21 protein-coding genes and 1 tRNA gene are annotated in these 19,983 nt (G+C 68.8%); 13 read left to right on the top strand and 9 right to left on the bottom strand.

Annotation, left to right across the window (positions count from 1 at the left end; translation table 11 throughout):
• Window positions 1–174: 174 nt before the first annotated feature.
• Window positions 175–2,364: a glycosyltransferase family 39 protein gene (locus tag NWFMUON74_RS27470; protein ID WP_187684654.1), complete on the bottom strand. Its 2,190-nt coding sequence runs from the start codon at window positions 2,362–2,364 to the stop codon at window positions 175–177.
• A 171-nt stretch (window positions 2,365–2,535) separates the two neighbouring features.
• On the opposite strand from NWFMUON74_RS27470, the gene NWFMUON74_RS27475 reads away from it, so the two are divergent.
• A tRNA-Gly gene (locus NWFMUON74_RS27475) sits at window positions 2,536–2,611 on the top strand.
• A gap of 42 nt (window positions 2,612–2,653) precedes the next feature.
• Entirely contained in the window at window positions 2,654–3,208 is a 555-nt protein-coding gene (locus NWFMUON74_RS27480) for a Uma2 family endonuclease (RefSeq protein WP_269475367.1), read from the top strand.
• A gap of 46 nt (window positions 3,209–3,254) precedes the next feature.
• On the opposite strand, the gene NWFMUON74_RS27485 is transcribed toward NWFMUON74_RS27480, so the two are convergent.
• From NWFMUON74_RS27485 to uraD, 4 genes are all read right to left on the bottom strand, one after another.
• Window positions 3,255–4,031, bottom strand: a complete 777-nt coding sequence (locus NWFMUON74_RS27485) for an IclR family transcriptional regulator (RefSeq protein ID WP_425300516.1) — start codon at window positions 4,029–4,031, stop codon at window positions 3,255–3,257.
• A gap of 87 nt (window positions 4,032–4,118) precedes the next feature.
• The gene (gene pucL / locus NWFMUON74_RS27490; RefSeq protein WP_187684656.1) at window positions 4,119–5,024 is read right to left on the bottom strand and encodes a factor-independent urate hydroxylase; all 906 of its coding nucleotides are present in this window, start codon (window positions 5,022–5,024) and stop codon (window positions 4,119–4,121) included.
• Window positions 5,025–5,030: 6 nt separating this feature from the next.
• Window positions 5,031–5,366, bottom strand: coding sequence for a hydroxyisourate hydrolase (gene uraH / locus NWFMUON74_RS27495; RefSeq protein WP_187684657.1), 336 nt, complete (start codon window positions 5,364–5,366; stop codon window positions 5,031–5,033).
• Entirely contained in the window at window positions 5,363–5,860 is a 498-nt protein-coding gene (gene uraD, locus NWFMUON74_RS27500; protein WP_197986920.1) for a 2-oxo-4-hydroxy-4-carboxy-5-ureidoimidazoline decarboxylase, read from the bottom strand. Before uraD ends, uraH begins: the two co-directional genes overlap by 4 nt.
• 247 nt (window positions 5,861–6,107) lie before the next feature.
• Here uraD and NWFMUON74_RS27505 point away from each other — a divergent pair, with 247 nt between their 5' ends.
• The 6 genes from NWFMUON74_RS27505 (at window position 6,108) to NWFMUON74_RS27530 (ending at window position 12,208) form a co-directional block, all read left to right on the top strand.
• Window positions 6,108–6,926, top strand: a complete 819-nt coding sequence (locus NWFMUON74_RS27505; protein ID WP_187684659.1) for a hydroxypyruvate isomerase family protein — start codon at window positions 6,108–6,110, stop codon at window positions 6,924–6,926.
• Window positions 6,896–7,843, top strand: a complete 948-nt coding sequence (locus NWFMUON74_RS27510) for an NAD(P)-dependent oxidoreductase (protein ID WP_342212974.1) — start codon at window positions 6,896–6,898, stop codon at window positions 7,841–7,843. The genes NWFMUON74_RS27505 and NWFMUON74_RS27510 overlap by 31 nt, the downstream gene beginning before the upstream one ends.
• Complete coding sequence (gcl, locus tag NWFMUON74_RS27515) at window positions 7,843–9,534, top strand: glyoxylate carboligase (RefSeq protein ID WP_187684661.1); 1,692 nt, start codon at window positions 7,843–7,845, stop codon at window positions 9,532–9,534. The genes NWFMUON74_RS27510 and gcl overlap by 1 nt, the downstream gene beginning before the upstream one ends.
• Entirely contained in the window at window positions 9,531–10,739 is a 1,209-nt protein-coding gene (locus tag NWFMUON74_RS27520) for a glycerate kinase (RefSeq protein WP_187684662.1), read from the top strand. Before gcl ends, NWFMUON74_RS27520 begins: the two co-directional genes overlap by 4 nt.
• Before the next feature lie 424 nt (window positions 10,740–11,163).
• Window positions 11,164–11,541, top strand: a complete 378-nt coding sequence (locus NWFMUON74_RS27525; RefSeq protein WP_187684663.1) for an allophanate hydrolase-related protein — start codon at window positions 11,164–11,166, stop codon at window positions 11,539–11,541.
• Between the two features lie 118 nt (window positions 11,542–11,659).
• On the top strand, window positions 11,660–12,208 hold the full coding sequence (locus NWFMUON74_RS27530) for a hypothetical protein (protein WP_187684664.1): 549 nt from the start codon (window positions 11,660–11,662) through the stop codon (window positions 12,206–12,208).
• A 132-nt stretch (window positions 12,209–12,340) separates the two neighbouring features.
• Here the strand turns inward: NWFMUON74_RS27530 and NWFMUON74_RS27535 are convergent, their stop codons facing one another.
• Both NWFMUON74_RS27535 and NWFMUON74_RS27540 read right to left on the bottom strand, forming a co-directional pair.
• On the bottom strand, window positions 12,341–12,487 hold the full coding sequence (locus NWFMUON74_RS27535; protein WP_187684665.1) for a DUF1059 domain-containing protein: 147 nt from the start codon (window positions 12,485–12,487) through the stop codon (window positions 12,341–12,343).
• Between the two features lie 44 nt (window positions 12,488–12,531).
• Window positions 12,532–13,353, bottom strand: coding sequence for an LLM class F420-dependent oxidoreductase (locus NWFMUON74_RS27540; protein ID WP_187684666.1), 822 nt, complete (start codon window positions 13,351–13,353; stop codon window positions 12,532–12,534).
• Window positions 13,354–13,516: 163 nt separating this feature from the next.
• Here NWFMUON74_RS27540 and NWFMUON74_RS27545 point away from each other — a divergent pair, with 163 nt between their 5' ends.
• The 4 genes from NWFMUON74_RS27545 to NWFMUON74_RS27560 all read left to right on the top strand — a co-directional run bounded on the left by NWFMUON74_RS27545 (window position 13,517) and on the right by NWFMUON74_RS27560 (window position 18,006).
• Window positions 13,517–15,145: a cutinase family protein gene (locus NWFMUON74_RS27545; protein ID WP_187684667.1), complete on the top strand. Its 1,629-nt coding sequence runs from the start codon at window positions 13,517–13,519 to the stop codon at window positions 15,143–15,145.
• Between the two features lie 212 nt (window positions 15,146–15,357).
• On the top strand, window positions 15,358–16,140 hold the full coding sequence (locus NWFMUON74_RS27550; protein ID WP_232110627.1) for an ABC transporter permease: 783 nt from the start codon (window positions 15,358–15,360) through the stop codon (window positions 16,138–16,140).
• Window positions 16,133–16,981, top strand: coding sequence for an ABC transporter permease (locus NWFMUON74_RS27555; RefSeq protein WP_342452773.1), 849 nt, complete (start codon window positions 16,133–16,135; stop codon window positions 16,979–16,981). The genes NWFMUON74_RS27550 and NWFMUON74_RS27555 overlap by 8 nt, the downstream gene beginning before the upstream one ends.
• Entirely contained in the window at window positions 16,978–18,006 is a 1,029-nt protein-coding gene (locus tag NWFMUON74_RS27560) for an ABC transporter ATP-binding protein (protein ID WP_187684668.1), read from the top strand. The genes NWFMUON74_RS27555 and NWFMUON74_RS27560 overlap by 4 nt, the downstream gene beginning before the upstream one ends.
• On the opposite strand, the gene NWFMUON74_RS27565 is transcribed toward NWFMUON74_RS27560, so the two are convergent.
• Both NWFMUON74_RS27565 and NWFMUON74_RS27570 read right to left on the bottom strand, forming a co-directional pair.
• Window positions 17,928–18,605 carry a DUF4389 domain-containing protein gene (locus NWFMUON74_RS27565; RefSeq protein ID WP_187684669.1) on the bottom strand — a complete coding sequence of 226 codons (678 nt, stop codon included), beginning with the start codon at window positions 18,603–18,605 and terminating at the stop codon, window positions 17,928–17,930. The two genes, NWFMUON74_RS27560 and NWFMUON74_RS27565, sit on opposite strands and share 79 nt — an antisense overlap.
• 124 nt (window positions 18,606–18,729) lie before the next feature.
• Window positions 18,730–19,050 (bottom strand): hypothetical protein, encoded by a 321-nt coding sequence (locus NWFMUON74_RS27570; RefSeq protein WP_187684670.1) that lies wholly within the window; start codon window positions 19,048–19,050, stop codon window positions 18,730–18,732.
• A 373-nt stretch (window positions 19,051–19,423) separates the two neighbouring features.
• Here NWFMUON74_RS27570 and NWFMUON74_RS27575 point away from each other — a divergent pair, with 373 nt between their 5' ends.
• Window positions 19,424–19,978: a DUF4254 domain-containing protein gene (locus NWFMUON74_RS27575; RefSeq protein WP_187684671.1), complete on the top strand. Its 555-nt coding sequence runs from the start codon at window positions 19,424–19,426 to the stop codon at window positions 19,976–19,978.
• The last annotated feature ends 5 nt before the right edge of the window (window positions 19,979–19,983 follow it).

Raw genomic sequence — 19,983 nt, forward strand, 5'->3', positions numbered from 1 at the left:
GAACCGGCATATGAAACCCACGAATGACGCGCACACCGAACGCAAGCAGCATACTTGCAGCTATTCAACGGCGTGCGGGGAACACTCCGGACGCTCGTCGGGCCCGGGGCCGCGGACGGCGGCAGGCCCCGCGTCCGGTGGGCGCGGGGCCTGCGTATCGAGAGGGAACTGCCGTCAGGAGGTCGGCTGGGTCAGGTCGTAGACCGTGGTGCCACCGACCGTGGTGGCGGTGAAGTGCTCCTGCACCCACGCGGTGATCTCCGCCGCCGATCCGGAACCGCCGCCCGGACCGCCCATGCCGCCACCGGCGATGAAGTAGCGCACCTCCCCGTTCGCGACATACCGCTGGAACTGTGCCAGCGTCGGAGCATCGTCACTACCGGTGAACCCGCCGATCGCGATAATCGATGTGCCGGTGGACAATTCGAGCCCGCCCGCCGACTGCGCCCCGACCGTCGCCGCCGCCCACCGGTTGGTGGTGCCCTTCAGCAACTGCTGCAATTCGGCATTGTTGCTCGCGGAGCCGCCGGGTATGGCGCCGCTGCCACTGGCTGCGACATCGCCGGGAGCTGTGGCGGACACGGTGCCACCGCCCGAGGCGGAGCCGGCGCCACTGGCCGAGGCATCACCAGCGGCGATGGCGGAGTTGGTATTCGGAGCACCGCCGGTACCGGTGCCACTACCGGAGGAGGCGGTGTTCGAGGCATCGCCCGTACCGCTTCCCGCGCCGGGCATCTGCCCTGGCGTGCCGTCGCCCGCACGGGCGCCGAGGCCCCGGCCGGCACCGCCCGCGGCTCCGTCGGGCCGCGCATCGCCGCCCGCTCCACCGGGGCCGCCCATGCCGTGGCCGGTCTGCGGGCCGGAGGTCGGGATGGAGCCGCTGTGCGCCGTGGTGACGGTGTCGATGGTGTAGGCCGTCGCGCCGCCGAGCCCGAACAGCAGGCCCGCCGCCGCCACGACCACCGTGAGGCGGCCGAGCCGGTGCGCACCGGCGACCAGGACCAGCGCGACCACGATCGAGCCGACCAGCACCGCCCACCGCAGCGCGGGGAACCAGTCCGGAGTTCGGCCGAGCAGCACGAAGTTCCACACGCCGGTCGCCGCGAGCATGCTCGCCAGCACCGCACGTACCGCGAAACGGTCTCGCTCACACCATAATTCGGCCGCGGAGAGACCGACCAGCGCCGCGATCGCGGGCGCCAGCGCGACGGTGTAGTACGGATGAATCGTGCCCTGCATGAAGCTGAACACCACCCCTGTGACGAGAAGCCAACCGCCCCAGAGGATCAACGCCGCTCGCGTCCGGTCCGTGCGCGGCGCGCGCCGGGTCAGCCACAGTCCCGCGACGAGCCCGATCAGCGCGGCGGGCAGCAGCCAGGAGATCTCCGTGCCCATCGAATCGCCGAACAACCGCGTGATTCCGGTGCTGCCGCCGAAGCCGGTGTTGGCACCGCCTCCACCACCGCCCCCGCCGCCGTTGCCCTCGCCGCCGAGCACCCGGCCCAGTCCGTTGTAGCCCAGCGCCAGCTCCAGCAGGCTGTTGTCGGTGGAACCGCCGATGTACGGCCGCGAGCCGCTCGGCCACAACTCGACCAGCAGGATGTACCAGCCGGCCGAGACCACGACCGCGAGCAGCGCGCCGAGGAGCTTTCCGATCCGCTGCCAGAATCCGATCGGGGCGGCGAGCAGGAACACCAGCGCGAACGCGGGCAGCACCAGGAACGCCTGCATCATCTTGGTCAGGAAGCCGAATCCGATCGCCGCCCCGGCGAGCGCGAGCCAGCGCCCGCTGCCGCGCTCGGTCGCGCGCACCGTGCAGTACGCGGCGGCGACCAGCAGAAACACCAGCAGCGCATCGGGGTTGTTGAATCGGAACATCAGCGCGGCCACCGGCGTGAGCGCGAGCACGCTACCCGCCAGCAAGCCGGCGCCCGGCCCGCTCCAGCGCCGGACCGCGGCGTAGACCAGGCCGACCGAAGCCACCCCCAGCAGCGCCTGCGGCAACAGCATGGAGAACGAACCGAAGCCGAACAGCTTCCCCGACAGGCCCATCAGCCACAACGACGCGGGCGGCTTGTCGACGGTGATGGCATTACCCGCGTCCAGCGAACCGAACAGCAACGCCTTCCAACTCTGCGTGCCCGCCTGCGCGGCGGCGGCGTAATACTCGTTCGCCCAGCCGTTTTCACTCAACGCCCACAGATAGGCGACGGCCGTGGCGGCCAGCAGTACCAGCAGCGCGGGAACAGCCCAGCGCGGCCGATCCGGTGGCCCGCCCGCACGGCGGTGCCGATGCCGTCGTCGGTCCGGCGGACTCGGGGGTGGCGGCGTCTCTCGCCGCACGGGCGCCTCGATCGTGGTCATATCGGTCCTCTCGTGTCTCGATCCCATGGTCGAGCCACCAACTGGGTCCGCCGTCTGCCCACGCTGTGGTGTTGCTGTGAGCCCCCTGCGCCCACCCATCCCGCACCACCAGCCGATTAGCCCTCCCCCACCCCCATCCGCTATCGTTTACCCGTCGCCGAACGGCACAATGCGGATGTAGCGCAGCTGGTAGCGCATCACCTTGCCAAGGTGAGGGTCGCGGGTTCGAATCCCGTCATCCGCTCCACGAATCAACGGATAGCCGGGGAAATTCACCAGCCAGATCGAGCTGCGGGAGGGCACGGCCGTGCGGGCTCGAGGCGGATCAGCCGAGCACCAGGACTGCAGCGTCGAGTTCCGAAATGCGTTGCGCCGCTGCGCTCATGACGCCATGACGACTCAGCCGGGGCATTGCTGGCGCGCCACAACCGAAACGGACGTCCTCTTCGGCGAACCCGGAAAATCCGACTTCTCGACCCCAGACTTCCTGGTCTACCGCTGCCTCGAAAGTCCGTACCAGGACATCCGCGCCACCGACGTCCACATCGCAGGAGTAGTACTGTCTCCCTCCGATACCGAGCGTGACATCGAGGCACAGAAGGCTCAATATGCGAGTGCGGGTATCCCCTGGTATTGGGAAGTCCTCCTCGGCAACAACCGTTCCATAGCAATCGTTCGGGCCTACGCCCTCGCAACAGGCCACGGACGCTTGCCGGCCGGGGCGTCACCACTGCGCCCCTCGAACTATGTCGTCGCCGGAGAATGGCCTGCCGCCACCACCGACGGAATCACGTTCGACTTCCCCTTCCCCATCCAGATCCCGTGGAAAGAACTGGAGTTCTGACCCCGGAACCCGCACTGCGCCAATACATTCCAGTGGGCCGCCGAGCTCAGGATCCGGCGTGGCTCTCGGCCGACAATTCCCGCCCCACGTTGGCGGCGGTTTCCTGGAGTAGCGGGATGATGGTGTTCATGTCCAGGCCCGAGACTCGGGATTGGGGGCCGGAGATGGAGATGGCGGCTCGGGTGGGGGCATCGGGGATGGCTACGGCGAAGCAGCGGACGCCTATTTCTTGTTCGCCGTCGTCCTGCGCATAGCCCTGGATGCGGATGCGGTCTATCTCGGTGCGCAGGACGGCGGGGTCGGTGAGGGTGTGGGGGGTGCGGGGGCTCATGGACAGGCGGGCGAGGACGCGGTCTGCTTCTTCGGGGGCGAGCGTGGCCAGCACGGCCTTGCCGACGGCGGTGCAGTGCAGGTCGACGCGCTGACCGACCTCGGTGAACATCCGCATGGCGTGCGGCGAGGGCACCTGCGCGACATAGACGACCTGGTCGCCGTCGAGCACGGCCATATTGGAGGTCTCACCGGTCTGATCACGCAGGCGCGTCAGGTGCGGCCGGGCCGAGGCGCCGAGCACCCGGCCGGCCGTCTCACCGAGCCGAATCAGTCTCGGCCCCAACGAATACCGCCGCGACGGCTGCTGACGGATGTAGCCACCCACGATCAGCGTGCGCAGCAACCGGTGAATGGTCGGCTGCGGCAACCCGGACGCCTCGGCGAGCTGCGACAGCGTGGCCTCACCGCCCGCGTCGGTCACCAGTTCCAGCAGTTCGAAGGCGCGGTCGACGGACTGCACCCCGCCGGTCCGCGGGCCCGCTTCGGTCACGGCGCTCCTTCCCTCGTCGATGGGCAGCCCTACCATTCTCGCAGCCGGGTTCCACTTGGCGGAAGTTCGTACCGCGGAATCGACAACCTAGCAAAAGCCGGGGATCCCCTGCCACGCCGCGCCCGGCTCGGTGGCGTCGTCCCGCTCGACGGTGGCTTCGATCAGGCCGTACGGGCGGTCCGCCGCGATGAACACCTCGCCCGGGTTGTCGAGGCCGAAAGGCGCCAGGTCGTAACGGAAGTGGTGCTTGTTGGGCGCGGAGAAGCGAATCTCCGCCACCTCCCGATGCTGCTCCAGCACCGCCCGGCCCATGCTGTAGAGGGTCTGCTGCAGGGCGTGCGAGTGCACAGCGGCGAACTGGCGCAACAGGATCGACCGGATGGAGTCGTAGGACTTGTCCCAGTCGATCTCCGTGTGGTCGTAGCGCCAGCGGGTGACCAGCGACGTCGCCATGATCCGGTCGTCGGTCTCGGCCAGCGTCGTGTACTTGTCCTTGAAGTAGCCGCGGAATTCCGACCCGGTCGACTTCAGCACCACCAGGTCCTTGATGCCGGATACGACGTGCGCGCGCCGATCCGGCCCCACGCCGTCCACGTTGATCACCGTGGTCCGCACGCCGCCACCACGGTGCACGAAGGAGTGGTCGTGGCCGATTCCGTCGACGGGGATTCTGTCCCATGCGTATTCGTCGAGTTCGATGCGCGCGCCGTCGGCGCCGGGACAGCGGGCGATGAAGTGGTCGGCGAGCAGGAGGCCGAAGTCCTCGATCGCCGCCACGCCGTGTTCCTTCGCGAAGGCGAACACGGTGTTTTTCTGGGTGTCGGTGGGCAGAACGTCACGCTGGTCGCCGGTGATGTGGGCGTCGGCGAACCGACCGCGCAGCGAGGTGGAGACATTGAGATCGCGAATGGAGTGCCGCGCTGTGTCGCGATGGACGCGCACGAGTCGGTTCTCGGCCTTGCCGTACTGATTGGGCCCGAGCTGGATGGCCATGACTGTTCAACTCCCTCGATAGGTGGATGTGGCGAACGGGGACAGCAGCAGCGGCACGTGGTGGTGCTGCGCGGGGTCGGCGACGGTGAAGGTCACGACCGCCTCGGGAAAGAAGTGCTCGCGGGCGCCGAAGTAGGCCGCAGTGTCGAAGGTCAGGCGATAGTCGCCCGGGGTCACCGTCGCGGGTCCGATCGCGGATACGCGGCCGTCGTCGTCGGTGTGCGCGGCGCCCAACTCCCGCCAATTCCCGGCCACGCGAAACTCCAGGCGCACCGGGATATTTCGCGCCGGTACCCCCGCTGCGGTGTCGAGCACGTGTGTGGTGATGGCACTGCGACTCATGGGGACACCGCCCCCTCCAGCCGCTTTCGTGCGATAGCGGCGAGTTCCCTTCGGGTGACCCGGATTTCGTCGACCGGGTCGTTGTCCAGCCGACTCGTGAGGTCGGTGAGCAATTCCCGTCCGCCACGCCCCGCCGCGCACACCAGGTAGATGTGACCGAACTTGGTCTCGTAAGCCAGATTGCCGACCCGCAGGCGTTCGGCCAGGTCGGCGTCGGTGACATCGACACCCGACTGCTCGCGCGCGGCGCGGGAGCCGTGCGCGGTGGCCGCCCCGATCCGTGGATGGTCCGCCAGCGCCTGCCGCAGCTGCGCTTCGGTGAGCGCGAGCGCCGCGCTCTCGGCCAGCGCTACCAGGGCGTCGCGGTCGGCGTACGGGCGGGCGGCATCGACCGTGTCGACCCACTCCGCCACGCCCACAACATCTTTCAGCACCTCGCGCCAGGTTTCCGTGGGTAGCTCGTTGATACGGAAGATCGGGAGCGGTTCTGTCACCGGATACACCTCCGCCCGGGGAACCGGGGATCTTGATTCTGCATTACGGAATCTTACTTCCATCAGCGCCGAACCTAAGCCAGTCCAACACGCAGTGTCAACGGCCCACCGAAACTTCGGCACAAGTGTTGACCACCACACTTGCCACGGGTTACCGTCGAAGTACGGAAGTTAGATTCCATAATATGGAATTCTATCGGAACGCTTGGCTCCCCCCGTCCGTGGGAGACGACCGAGAAGAGACCAAATGACCCCACCACTCCCCTACGCGGTGAACCTCTCCATACTGTTCACCGAACTCCCCCTCCTGGACCGCCCCGCCGCGGCCAGGGCCACCGGATTCGACGCGGTGGAGTTCTGGTGGCCGTTCACCACCGCCACCCCCGGCGAGACCGACATCGAGGATTTCGTCCAGGCCGTCGAGCAGACCGGGGTGCGGCTGATCGGCCTCAACCTGTACGCCGGAGACATGCCCGGCGGCGACCGCGGCCTGGTGTCCTGGCCCGGCCGCGAGCAGGAGTTCGCCGACAGCGTCACCGTCGCCGCGCGGATCGGCCGACGACTGGGCTGCCGAGCGTTCAACGCGTTGTACGGCAACAGGATCGACGGCATCGACCCCGCCCAGCAGGACGAGCTGGCCGTGCGCAATCTCGCACTGGCGGCAGACGCTCTCGCCGAAATCGACGGCACCGTGCTGCTCGAACCGGTCAGCGCGATCGCCGCCTACCCGTTGCGGTCGGCGGCCGACGTGGTCGGCGTGCTCGACCGGGTCCGCGCCGCGCACGGCTCGCCGAACCTGGGCCTGCTCGCCGACCTCTACCACCTCGCCACCAACGGCGACGACCTGGACCAGGTCATCGAACGCTACGGCGACCGCATCGCCCACGTGCAGATCGCCGACGCCCCCGGCCGCCACGAGCCCGGAACCGGCGACCTCGATCTCTTCGGTTACGTCGACAAGCTCGGCGCGGCCGGCTACCGCGGCTACATCGCCGCCGAATACGTCCCCACCGGCGCCAGCGCCGACAGCCTGGCCTGGCTGCCCACGACAAGGAGCAACGCATGAGCAGGATCGGATTCATCGGCCTCGGCATCATGGGCTCGCCGATGGCGGGCCACCTGGTGCGGGCCGGGCACGACGTCACCGGCTACACCCTGAACAGCGCGGCGCTGGAGAAGCTGACGGCCGAGGGCGGCACGCGGGCGGGCAGCGTCGCCGAGGCGGTGCGCGACGCCGAGTTCGTCGTCACCATGCTCCCCAACCACCCCGAGGTGGAGGAGGTGACGCTCGGCGCGGACGGAGTCTTCGCCCACGCGCCGAAAGGCGCTCTGCTGATCGACTTTTCGACCATCCGGCCGGAGAGCTCGATCGCCATCGCCGAAGCCGGTGCACAGCAGGGCTTCGGGGTACTGGACGCACCCGTTTCCGGCGGGCAGGCCGGTGCCGAAAAGGGCGTGCTCTCCATCATGGTCGGCGGCGCCGAGTCCGACTTCACGGCCGCCACAAGCGTTTTCGAGGCCGTCGGCAGCACGTACATCCATGTCGGCGAACACGGAGCCGGGCAGATCGTGAAAGCGGCCAACCAGCTCGTCGTCGGCGGCACCTACGCCCTGGTGGCCGAGGCGATCGTGCTCATGGAGGCGCTGGGGGTCGACCCGGGCAAGGGCCTCGAGGTGCTGGCGGGCGGCCTCGCGGGCAGCCGGATCCTCGAACTCAAGCGCGCCGCCATGGTGGCACGCGAATTCGCGCCCGGATTCCGGATCGACCTGCACCACAAGGACATGGGCATCGTCGCCGCTGCCGCGCGCCAGGCGGACATCGCCCTGCCGACCGGCGCGGTGGTGGCATCGCTCATCGCGGCGGGCCGCGCGCAGGGTTACGGCGCACTCGACCATTCGGCGCTGCTGAAGGTCGTCGAGAACCTCAACGGCCGCGGCGCGAACCAGCCCGGCCCGCAGCATCTTTCAGAAGGGAAGCAATAATGGCAAGAGTCCCGGTCATGCAGGCCGTACTCGACGTGCTGCTGTCCGAAGGCATCGACGTGACCTTCGGCTGCCCCGGCGCCGCCATCCTGCCGCTCTACGACGCCATGCGCCGCACCGGCATGCGGCACCTCATCGTCCGGCACGAGGAGGGCGCCACCCACATGGCCGACGGCTGGGCACGCACCACCGGCAATGTCGGCGTCGCCATCGGCACCTCCGGCCCGGCCGGGACCAACATGATCACCGGTCTCTACACCGCCCACGCGGATTCGGTTCCGATACTGTGCGTTACGGGCCAGGCCGAGTCGAACAAGCTGCACCAGGAGGCTTTCCAGGCCGTCGATATCGTCGCCATCGCCGAGCCGGTGACGAAGTGGGCGGTCCAGATCAAGGAAGCGGCCCAGGCGCCGTGGATCTTCCGCGAGGCATTCCGGATCGCGCGGTCGGGCCGCCCGGGACCGGTGCTGATCGACCTGCCGCTCGACGTGCAGAAACAGGAGATCGAATGGGATGCGAGCATCGACGCGCCGCTACCGGTGCCGCCGGTGCTGCCGCATCCGCCCCGGGTCGCCCGGGCACTGGATCTGCTGCTCGCGTCGGAGCGTCCGCTGATACTGGCCGGTGGTGGCGTGATTCTCGGCGAGGCGCACGCGGAGCTGGCCGAGCTGGCGGAACTCCTGGGCGTCCCGGTGCAGGTGACGCTGATGGGCAAGGGCGCCTTCCACGAGGACCACGCGCTGTTCGCGGGCATCACCGGCGTGCAAACCAGCCAGCGGTGGGCCAATGCGGCGTTCCTGGAGTCGGATCTGGTGCTGGCGCTGGGCGCCCGCTTCGGCGACCGGCACACCGGCAAGCTCGACGTCTATCGCGGGGATCGCAAATTCATCCACGTCGATATCGAACCTACGCAGCTGGGCAAGGTGTTCGGGCCCGACCTCGGGGTGGTGTCGGATGTCCGGCCGTTCCTCACCGCCCTGCTGGCCGAGGCTCGTAAACGCGAGCAGCGTAAGGATTTCGGGAGTTGGTCGGCACGGGTCGCCGCGCTGCGCGGGTCGCTCACCCGGCGCGACGACTTCGACGTGACGCCGATCAAGCCGCCGCGCGTGTTCAAGGAGATCAACGAAACCTTCGGCCAGGACACGTATTTCGTCACCGCGATCGGGCTGTACCAGATCTGGTCGGGGCAGTTCCAGAAGGCATACCTGCCGCGGCACTATCAGGTGTGCGGGCAGGCGGGCCCGCTCGGCTGGGAGATTCCGGCCGCCATCGGCGTGAAATCGGCCCGGCCGGACGCCGAAGTCGTCGCGGTGGTGGGCGATTACGGATTTCAGTTCCTGGTCGAGGAGTTGGCGGTGGCCGCGCAGTACGACGTGCCGTTCGTGATCGTGATGATCAACAACGAATATCTCGGGCTGATCCGCCAGGCCTCGCTGCCGTACGAGATGAACTATCAGGTCGACATCCACTACGACGAGTTCGGCACCGACAACATCAAGATCATGGAGGCCTACGGGTGCTCGGGACGACGGGTGTACGCACCGGGCGATATCGCCGACGCCCTCACGTGGGCGCGCGAGCAGGCGGAATCGAGAGCGCGGCCGGTGCTGGTGGAGATCATGGTCGAACGCGAGGCCAACACCGCCCACGGCCCCGCCATCGACGCGGTCCGGGAGTTCGAACCGGCATGAGCGGTCCGCGAATCGTGCTGGCCCCGGACAAGTTCAAGGGCTCGCTCACCGCCGCCGGGGTCGCCGACGCCGTGGCCGACGGCATCCGGCGGGTACGTCCCGACGCCGATATCCGCCTGGTTCCGGTGGCCGACGGCGGGGAGGGGACGGTGGACGCGGCGGTGCGCGCCGGATTCGACCGAGTGCCGGTCGAAGTCTGTGGCCCCACGGGTGCGTGGGTGTCGGCCGCCTTCGCGCACAACGGATCCGTGGCCGTCGTGGAGGCGGCCGCGGCGTGCGGGCTCGCGCTGCTGCCCGACGGCGTGCCCGCACCACTCACCGCGACCAGTCTCGGTGTCGGACAACTGCTCCGGGCCGCTCTGGACCTGGGCTGCCGCACGTTGGTGCTCGGTGTGGGCGGCAGCGCCTGCACTGACGGCGGCGCCGGTCTGCTGGCCGGTCTCGGTGCCGACCTGCTGCGAGCCGACGGCCGCCCGGCCGATCCGGGCGGTGGTGGGCTGACCGATATCGCATACCTGGACCTGCACGGACTCGATCCCCGCAGCCACGAGGTGGAGTTGGTGCTCGCCAGCGACGTCGACCATCCGCTGCTCGGGAACAGCGGTGCCGCAGCGGTTTTCGGCCCGCAGAAAGGCGCCGGCGCGAGGGAGATATCGGCACTGGAGGCGGGCCTGACGCACTGGGCCCGGCTGGTCGCCCAGCGCACCGGATTCGACGCCGCCGACCGGCCGGGCGCGGGCGCGGGCGGCGGCATCGGATTCGCCGCGCTCGCCGTGCTCGGCGCCCGCCGGGCCGGTGGTATCGAAATCCTGCTGGACGTGGTGGATTTCGACCGTCACGCGCGCGGCGCCGACCTGATCGTCACCGGCGAAGGCTCCCTCGACGCCCAAACCCTGCACGGCAAGGCACCGGCCGGAGTGGCCGCCCGCGCCGCGGCACACGGAGTCCCGGCGGTAGCAGTGGCAGGCAGGCAGCTACTCGACGACAAACAGCTCCGCGCCGCGGGTTTCACCGCCGCCTACGCCCTCACCGACCTCGAACCCGACCCGCGCCGCTGCCACACCCACGCCCCAGAACTCCTCACCCACCACGGAGAACACATCGCCCGCCAGCACCTACCGCCCTCTCGTGCCCATGACCGACATCCGAACGCACCACTGAACCGGCGGCAACCCACACCCCGCCCACCCGACACGCACCACTGAACCCGGCAGCAACCCGCACCCCGCCCACCGAAACGCACCACTGAACCCGGCAGCAACCCACACCCCGCCCACCCGACACGCACCACTGAACCTGGCAGCAACCCGCACCCCGCCCACCGAAACGCACCACTGAACCCGGCGGCAACCCGCACCCCGCCCACCCGACACGCACCACTGAACCCGGCGGCGACCCACACTCCTGCCCGCCTGAGACGCCTGGACCGCGGCGACCAGGCACCTTGCCGCCGATCACATTTCCGACTTCCGCCCGAGGGCGGAGGCTCCGCCGGTCCTGCGGAGGCCGGGCGCCGGTCAGCCGTCGACGGGCCCCGGTTTCCGTTGGATCGGCGGGGCGGTGTGGTCCGGGCGTGCCGGCGCCTCGGACCACACCCGAGACCATCCATCGACCAGAACGGAGATCCCCATGGTCCTGATGTTCCTCAACGGCGACGGCATGCGCGGCGGGCGCCTGCACGACCAGCTCGCCGGAGCCCCGCTGCTCCGCACCGCCCGCACCGCACCCAAATACCGCTACTACTCCGTCGGCGACCGCTTCCCCGCCATGGTCACCACCGAAACCGAGGGCCGCGCGGTCACCGGCGAGGTCTACGACGTACCGCTGGAAACCCTGCGCGACAACCTGATTCCCGCCGAACCACCCGAACTGGAACTCGGCCTCATCGAACTGGACGACGGCACCGCCTGCCTCGCCACCGTCCTGCGCCACAACCACCTCGACTCCCCCGAGCTGATCGACATCTCCCACATCGGCGACTGGCGCACCTACCGCACCGCCACCTGACCACCGCAGCGACCCCGCTTGCGCAGGTCTGCCACGGCGGAGTGGCCCGGGGAACTATGTTCGAGGTGCCCCTTGTCGCCGAACAACGAGGAAGCGGGGTGCGATGCACTGGGATCAGATGACGGCCACGTCCGACGACCTGCGCAAACGCGCGACAAGACTGCGCCGGGGCGTCGGACAGCTCGGCGTCGTCGAGTCGATCATCGATGCCGCGACCGGACCGTGGCTGGGTGCCATGGACGCCGACGGCCGCGGCACCGCCGAACTGCGCATGCACCTGGCCGGGCGCTACCGCCTCACCGCCGTCGTGACCAGCGCGGGCAAGCTCAACCTGGTGCAGATGCAGACGCCCGAGCCCGGCGCGGAGCGGGTGCTGTCGTCGAAGCCCGCGCTGCGGCGGGGCTGGGAACCACCCGAGGAGATGCCCAAACAACCCGACTGGCTCGACTACGTCGTGGACTGGGTCGCGAAGGCCAGCGCCGACGTCGACCGCCGCGCCGTCATCGAGTGGCATCTGGTCGGCGCCGACCGCAAACTGGCCGCCATGAACGACACCATCGACAGCCTCCGCGTCAGCCTGCTCGAACGCGAGCAGCTGCGCGACGAACTGGCCGCCGAGGTCGCCGAGCTGCGCTCCGAACTCGATGCCCTCGGCCCAACGAACTGACGAGCGCCCTCAGAGCTGCCGCACAACCGCGCCCTGCTCGTCGAGAATCGCGATGGACGGCGTGCCGTCGGCCGCGACGAGCAACCGAATGCGCGGACGTCCCTGCTGATCACAGAGCATCAGAGGCTCGAATCAGTATGCGATGAACAGGATTTCGTCGCGTGAGTACTCGTGCCCGGGGTGGTTCTCGGCCAGGTGCTTCTGGGTCTTCTCGACGAGGTCGTCCTCGTCGGAGCCGACGATGGCTTCTCCGCACGGGCAGTTGAGATTCCGCTTCATGAGCCGTCCTTTCTCCTCGACCGGAAGTCTAGGTGTTCACCGCGCTATCCGGCATAGCGGCTGGCGAGCTTCGCGTATTCGTCCAGCGTGCGCAGGGTTTCCGCTTCCGGGACGGTCGGCAGGGCGATGGTGACGCGCTCCACTCCGGCCTCGGCGTAGGCATCGAGGAGCTCCGGGTCCGGCGCCACGGGGGTGATCGCGACCGGCAGCTCGTGCCCGTCGAGGGCGGCGAGCTGGGCGGGAACCTCGGCCGCCGTCGCGACCCCGTTGGGCACCCACCCGACCCCGTGCCGGATCGCCCGGCGGGCAGCGGCCTCGCCACCACCGATGAAGATCGGCGGATGCGGCCGCTGGACCGGTTTCGGCCAGGCGTACATCGGGTCGAAATTCACGAAGCGGCCGTGATACTCGGCGAGGTCCTCGGTCCAGATCCGGACCATGGCCTCGAGTTGTTCGTCGAGCAGCGCGCCGCGGGTGCGCGGGTCGGTACCGTGGTCTGCCATCTCCTCCCGGTTCCAGCCCACGCCCACACCGAACACCACCCGCCCACCGGAGAGCAGGTCCAGGCTCGCGACCTCCTTGGCGGTGTGGATGAGATCGCGCTGAATCAGCAGGGTGACACCGGTTCCGAGCACGAGCCGCTCGGTGACGGCGGCGATGGCGCCGAGCACCACGAACGGATCGAGGGTGCGGTAGTAGACGCGGGGCAAGTCGCCGCCGCCGGGATAGGCCGACTCCCGGCTCGCCGGAATGTGCGAATGCTCGGCCAGGAACAGCGATTCGAACCCGCGCTCCTCCAGCGCCCGGCCGAGCGCCGGACCGCCGATGCCTTCGTCGGTGAGGAAGGTGTTGACTCCGATCTTCATACCCAAGCCGAACCTCCCCGGCACCGGCCCGTATTCCGCGCCCGGCGCGCCACCGGCGAACCCTCCGTAACATTCCGCTACCCGGAGGCGACGTCTCCGGTGACACATGGCCCGTCGGGGGGCTCGTCCATCCTCTTGTCGAAACCTGGAATGGAATCAGGACATGGCTCTTCGCGAGTTCATCGCGCGGCATCGGATCGCTTCGGCCGTCGCCGCGCCCGCCGCGCTCGGAGTGGCGGCGATCGTCGCCGCCTCCTTCGCGCTGACATCGACGCCACAGACCCGGGACACCCAGCTGACGTCGTCGGTCACCGAATGCCACGACATGGTGACCATCTCGGTCGCCGGGCGCAACGACACCCCGGTCGCCGGGACCACGAAACTGCTGGTCGACGCCAACGGCAACGAGTTGCCCGCCGCGCTGTCGGGCGACCACAGCAGCGAGTGGGTCGACCCGGTCGTGACCGCGCCCGCGGGCGCGGTCGAACCCGGCTCGTACGCCGCGGTCTACATCGCGTATCCCGCGAACATGGCCACCTACGAGGACGCCGTCACCGCCGGGGTCGCCAACACCCAGCAGGTGATGCGGGAGATCTCGCAGGCGTGCCCCGACACCAAGTTCTCGATCGTCGGCTACAGCGAGGGCGCCGATGTGGTGCGCCGGGTCGCCACGACCATCGGGCATCAGGAGGCCGACAAGGACGGCCGGTACGGCATCGTCGACCCGGACGACGTGCTCGGCGTGGTCATCCTCGCCGATCCCGGGCGTTCGGCGGGCGAGGGCCCGTTCCCCGGCGCCAAGGACCCGTACAGCAATCCCGACGGATTCGACAAGGCGTATCAGAACGGCAAGCAGCCCGTCCCCGGCCAGGGCGCACTGCCCGGAACCAGCGGTGACTTCGGCGCGCTGAACGGCAAGGTCGCGTCCTTCTGCTCCGACGGCGACCTGACTTGCTCTGCGCCGCAGAATATTTCGCTGCTGCAGCTGGCGGTCAACGTGGGCCGCCAACTGAACGTGGACCAGTTGGAGCGGGAGGGCCTCACCCCGGCGACCGGTCAGGACGTCGCCGTGGTGCTCGGCCGCATCGCGCTCGCCGCCTTCGCCGACATCCAGTCGCAGCCGAACTGGATGCAGAGCGACGAGACGTTCCTCCAAGTGCTGCTGCGGGTTTCGGACCCGTCCTACAAGCCCGGCCAGACGCCGAAGCCACCGGCTCCGGCGGACTCGATCTCGACCGGCGAGATGTCGCCGCTGGCCTATCTGCCGCAGAAGGTTTTCAACGAGATCGTCGGCCTGATCGTGACCAACCAGAACACGATCCCCGTCATCCTGAGTGATCCCTACCAGCAGACCTTGGGGCCGAACCACACCGGCCACCACTTCGACTACTGGAAGGACGCCGACCCGGCCAACGGCAAGCCGCTGACCTCCGCCGAGTACGCGGCCGCATGGCTCACCCACCTGGCGCAGCAGGCCCAGGCAGGCAAGAAGGTCGACCCCACCTCCCAGCCCGAAGCGGCCGACCTCGCCGCCGCCTACAAGGCAGCCACCACCTCCGCCTCGCCGACGACCACCGCGACCACGACGGCGGCGGCCACCACGACCACCACCGCGCCGCCGACGACGACCAGCACACCGACGACAACCGAAACGGCCACCACCACAAGCAGTCCCGCACCCACGACCCCACCGACCACGACCCCACCCACCACGACCACTCAGACCACGAAGCCGACCACCACCCAGCCGACCACCACCACGACCGGCCCGACCGTGGCCGCGGCGAAGTAGCCCGCACATCACCGGGCAGCGGGGACCGGCCACGTGCGGCATCACGCTGCGCGTGGCCGGTCCCCGCGCCGGTAGGTGAGCAATCTCGGCGCGGCCGGAGCGGCAACCGCTCGGTATCGGTTTCGGAACATCCTCGATTCGCCAATCATGTTGTGAACGCAACGCGATCGCCGTAGCGTGAATTGGTTGTGCGCGCTGATCCAGGTGTCTATTTGCGACTGGCAGAGGCAGGATTCCGCAGGCAGTGGCACTACCGGCTGGCAATGTTCGCCGGCATGTGCACCAATGTGGTGTTCGGGCTGGTACGCGCCTCGGTCATGCTCGCGGCCGTGCGAGCAACCGCCGAATTCGGTGGTTACACATCGGATTCGATCAGCGCGTACGTCTGGCTGTCGCAAGGGTTGCTGGGGGCACTCGGGGTGATGGGACCGCCCCTGGACATCGTCGACCGGATCAAGAACGGCGATGTCGCCATCGATTTCCTGCGCCCGGTCGACATCCAATTCTCGTACCTGGCCGGTGATCTCGGCCGGGCGGGCTGCGCCCTGCTGCTGCGGGGGCTGCCCAGCGTCGTCGCGGGCACCCTGACCTTCGAACTCGGCCTGCCGCGCACCGGGACGCCGTATCTGCTCGGTGTGGTGAGTGTGGTGCTGGCGGTGACCATCTCGTTCCTTCTGCTGTTCGCGGTGAGCCTGGTCGGTTTCTGGCTGGTGGAGACGCGCGGCATCCGGCTGCTCTACCAGATCGTCGCCACCTTCCTGGCGGGGCTGTTCGTGCCGGTGCACCTGTTCCCCGGCTGGCTGTACACCGTCGCCACGCTGACGCCGTTCCCCTCGCTGCTGCAGGGACCGATCGATGTGCTGTCCGGCCGCGCGACCGGCGCGGCGGCAGTGCAGATCCTGGGCGTGCAGCTGTGCTGGGTGCTCGTCGGCGTCGCCCTGGGCCGGCTGCTGCTGCGCGCGGGCCGCCGCAAGCTGGAGGTGCAGGGTGGCTGACCCGGCGGACCGACGAGCCACCGAACCGGCTGTGCCGCACTGCAACTGCTGCACGCCCTACATCGCGGTGCTGCGCTCGCGGATGCGCTCGCAGCGCGCCTACCCGCTGTCGTTCGGCGCGGATCTGTTGTCCTCGCTGCTGATCGGCATGGTGGAGTTCGCCGAGGTGTGGGTGATCTACCACAACGTGCACGTGCTCGGCGGGCTGAACATGAACGCGATGCTGCTGCTGTTCGGATTGTCCAATCTCACCTTCGCCCTGGCCCAGCTCGCGGTGGGCCACACCGACACCCTGCCCACCTACATCCGGATGGGCACTCTCGACGCGTTCCATCTGCGCCCGCAACCGCTACTGTTGCAACTGATCACCAGCGACGTCTCGCTGCGGCGGCTGGCCCGCGCGACCGTGGCGGGCGCGGTGTTCGGCACCGGCCTCGTCGTCAACGACATCGCCTGGACCGCACGGACCTTCACGTTGCTGGGGATATCGCTGCTGGCCGGTGTGGCTATCTTCGCCGGGCTGTTCGTGTGTGCCGCGGGGTTGCAGTTCTTCCTCATCGACGGCTCGGAGTTGACCAACAGCTTCACCTACGGCGGCTCGTTCGCCTCCCAGCAACCGGCGTCGGTGTTCTCCCGGCCGCTGACGCTGGTGTTCGGCTTCGCGGTGCCGGTGGCTTTCGTCGCCTACCTGCCCACGATCGCGCTGCTCGGCCTGCCCGGCCCGGCGTGGTTGCCCGCGGCACTGGCGTGGGCGACTCCGGTCGCGGCACTGTGGATCTGGGTTCTCGCACTGATGTGCTGGCGCACGGGTGTACGGCACTACCAGGGAGGCGGTGGATGAACGCGATCGAGATCACGGACCTGACGCGGCAGTTCGTGTTGCGGCGCAGGGAGGAAGGGCATTGGCGGCGCCGACGCGAGGTTCTCACCGCGGTCGACCGGATGAGTTTCACCGTCGAAACCGGCACGGCAGTCGGTTATATCGGGGCGAACGGGGCGGGCAAATCCACCACCATCAAGATGCTCACCGGGATCCTGGTGCCGACCGCCGGCACGGTGCGCACCTGCGGCCTGGAACCCGTGCGCCAGCGCCGCGAGCTGGCGGGGCGGATCGGGGTGGTGTTCGGGCAGCGCTCGCAGCTGTGGTGGGATCTGCCGCTGCGCGAGTCGTTCACGATCCTGGCCGCCATCCACCGCCTCGAACCGGACGCCGCCCGCAAGCGCACCCACGAACTGGTCGAACAGCTGGAGATGGCCGACACCCTCGACACCCCGGTGCGCCAGCTCTCTCTCGGCCAGCGCATGCGCGCGGAAATCGCTGCGGCGCTGCTGCATTCGCCGGAGCTGTTGATTCTCGACGAGCCGACCATCGGCCTGGATGTGCTGTCCAAACAGCGGCTGCGCGATTTCCTGTCCTACGAACGCGTCCAGCGCGGCACCACGCTGCTGCTGACCACCCACGACATGGGCGATATCGAGCGGCTGTGCGACCGGGTGCTGGTGGTCGACCACGGCCGGCTGGCCTACGACGGCTCGCTCACCGGCCTGGCCGCCACGGTGGGGGTACGGCGGGTGCTCGTGGTCGACCTCGCCGTGCCCACCACCGATCTGATCGGCCTGCCGGGCGCTCGGTTGATCTCCAGTGAGGGCGGCGGCATTCGGCAGCGCCTCGCCTTCGATACCGAAACCACCACGGCCGCACAGCTTCTCACCGCCGTGTCGGCGCGCGCCGAGGTCCGCGACCTGTCTATCGAGGAGCCCGATATCGAAGACGTGGTGCGCCGCATCTACGACGCGGACTCCGGCTCGCGCGGCCCCTGGTCCAGGCGGAAGGGCGGGTACTCGTCCCGCATCAGCGACGTATAGGCGCGCACCCGGATCGTCCACCGGTTCACGCCCATCACGAACGCGTACAGTCCGCCGGGATAGCGGCCGGTGAACAGCAATCCGATCACCGCGATGACGATGAGAATCCCGAGCAGCGGCGGGAAGTACATGCCGCCGCCGTCGTCATCGCCACCCCAGAACTGGCCGCCGCCGGTCAGCGCCCACACGATCAGATACTGCGGGATGGCCAGCAACCACCATTTGATCAGCACCAACCCCCGCGACAGCCGCTCCGGGTAGTCGACCTCCAGATCGGCCGGGTAGTCGTCGTTCGAGCGCAGACTGAACGGCGGATACCGGTCGGTGCCCAGCGCCGACAGCGCGTAGAAACGCACCCGCCACGACCAGCGCATGACACCCACATTGAAGTCGAAAAGCCCGCGGGGATAACGGGTTGTGAACAGAATGGCAAAGAAGGCGATGACGGTCACCACGGCATACGCGATGCTCAGGAACAGCAGCACGATGTAGTGCGGTACGGCCAGAATCCATTTGACGATCCACTGCCACCGCGACAGCGCGGGGTCGAGATCTCCGCGCACTCGGATCGGGTTCGGATCGACGGTTTCCGGGTTCATGATCACGCTCCTCTCGGGCGTTTCGGCCCAGCGGCCGGGCCGGTTGTGCCGTCAATTGTTTCTCATGCGACCGGAAATCCACGGGACTTTCCGCACTGGACGTGTCATGCGGGCGGGTGCGGGCTCACCCCGGCAGGTTGCCCTGCGACGAGTACAGGCTCACCGCGCCCTCGTCGTCGAGGAAGGCGTTCACCAGCATCGTGCGGGCGGCCAGCAGTTCCTCGCCGTCCGGGGCCGCGGTGGTGATCGAAATCTGGGGTATGGCCGCCCAATTCACGACGTAGCGCTCCGGCGGCCCCGCGGTGCCCGACACGTGGGCCAGCCGGAACACCGAAACGGTCCGGCGTTCCATGAGATTGCGCACCACCTCGGCGATTCGCTCGGGATCTTCCAGCGCGAACAGGAATCCGAAGGTCAGCTCCGGGGAGGACACATAGGCAGACACGAAGTAGCAGGCTATCGGACGAAACCCCCGCCGCGGCGCGGGATTGCTCTCGTGTCGCTGCCGGATGAGCACCGATCTTCGCGATCATGTGACCCCGTCGTAATGGTGTATAACGATTGCCCGCAGCTTCGGTGTTTCGGGCGTCCGGCTGTTGCGTGGGTTCTGCCGACGCGCTTTCCTGAATATGTCCCGCACTTCCCGGACACCCTTTCATCGCATCGTCGCGGATTTCCCGGTTTCTTCACCGTGAGCGTTTGTGGTGGGCTGCCGTGTCCGGGCCCGCGGGGCTGCGCCGGAGCCGAGGGGAGCCCCTCTCCGATACCCCCTCGGCCCTGGCGTATCCAGCGAACGCTAGTGCGAGGGTGGGAACACCATGTCCACCGAATACGCCGACGGCCGTATCGGATTCGGCGCACCGCCGTCCGCGGCGGAGCTCCTGCGGGCCTTCCGCGCGGACCGCGAACACCACACTCACCCCGTGCTCGACGCGGCCGCGGCGCTGGTGCGATGTCACGAGCGGCGGCGGCACGCCCAGCGCGACGCCCGCGCGCCCGGCGTACCCAGCAGCCGGGTGGCCGCGTGCAGTCAGGTCGTCGACGATGTCGACGTCGTCCGGATGCGGCTGATCGCGCGCATCGATACGTGGGTGGCCGAGAACATCCCGCACCGGGACGGCGCCTCGCTGCACACCGAGACGCTCGGCTCGGTCATCGATCGGATGGCGGCGAAATGGGTTGCCGCCCAACATGCTCTCGGCCTGCCCGCACCCGATGCGCGGCCGGGCAGCCGGTCGCGCACCGGGACGGCCCACCGGGGCGTGAACGGCGAGGCACACCTGCAATGGGTCCGCCTCGCCGAGCTCGCCGACGGCTACAAGGATCTCATCACCGACGTCACCGAACACCGCCGCCGACTACCGGTCTTCTGAACGGC

It is taken from the genome of Nocardia wallacei, assembly GCF_014466955.1.
Lineage (GTDB): Bacteria > Actinomycetota > Actinomycetes > Mycobacteriales > Mycobacteriaceae > Nocardia > Nocardia wallacei.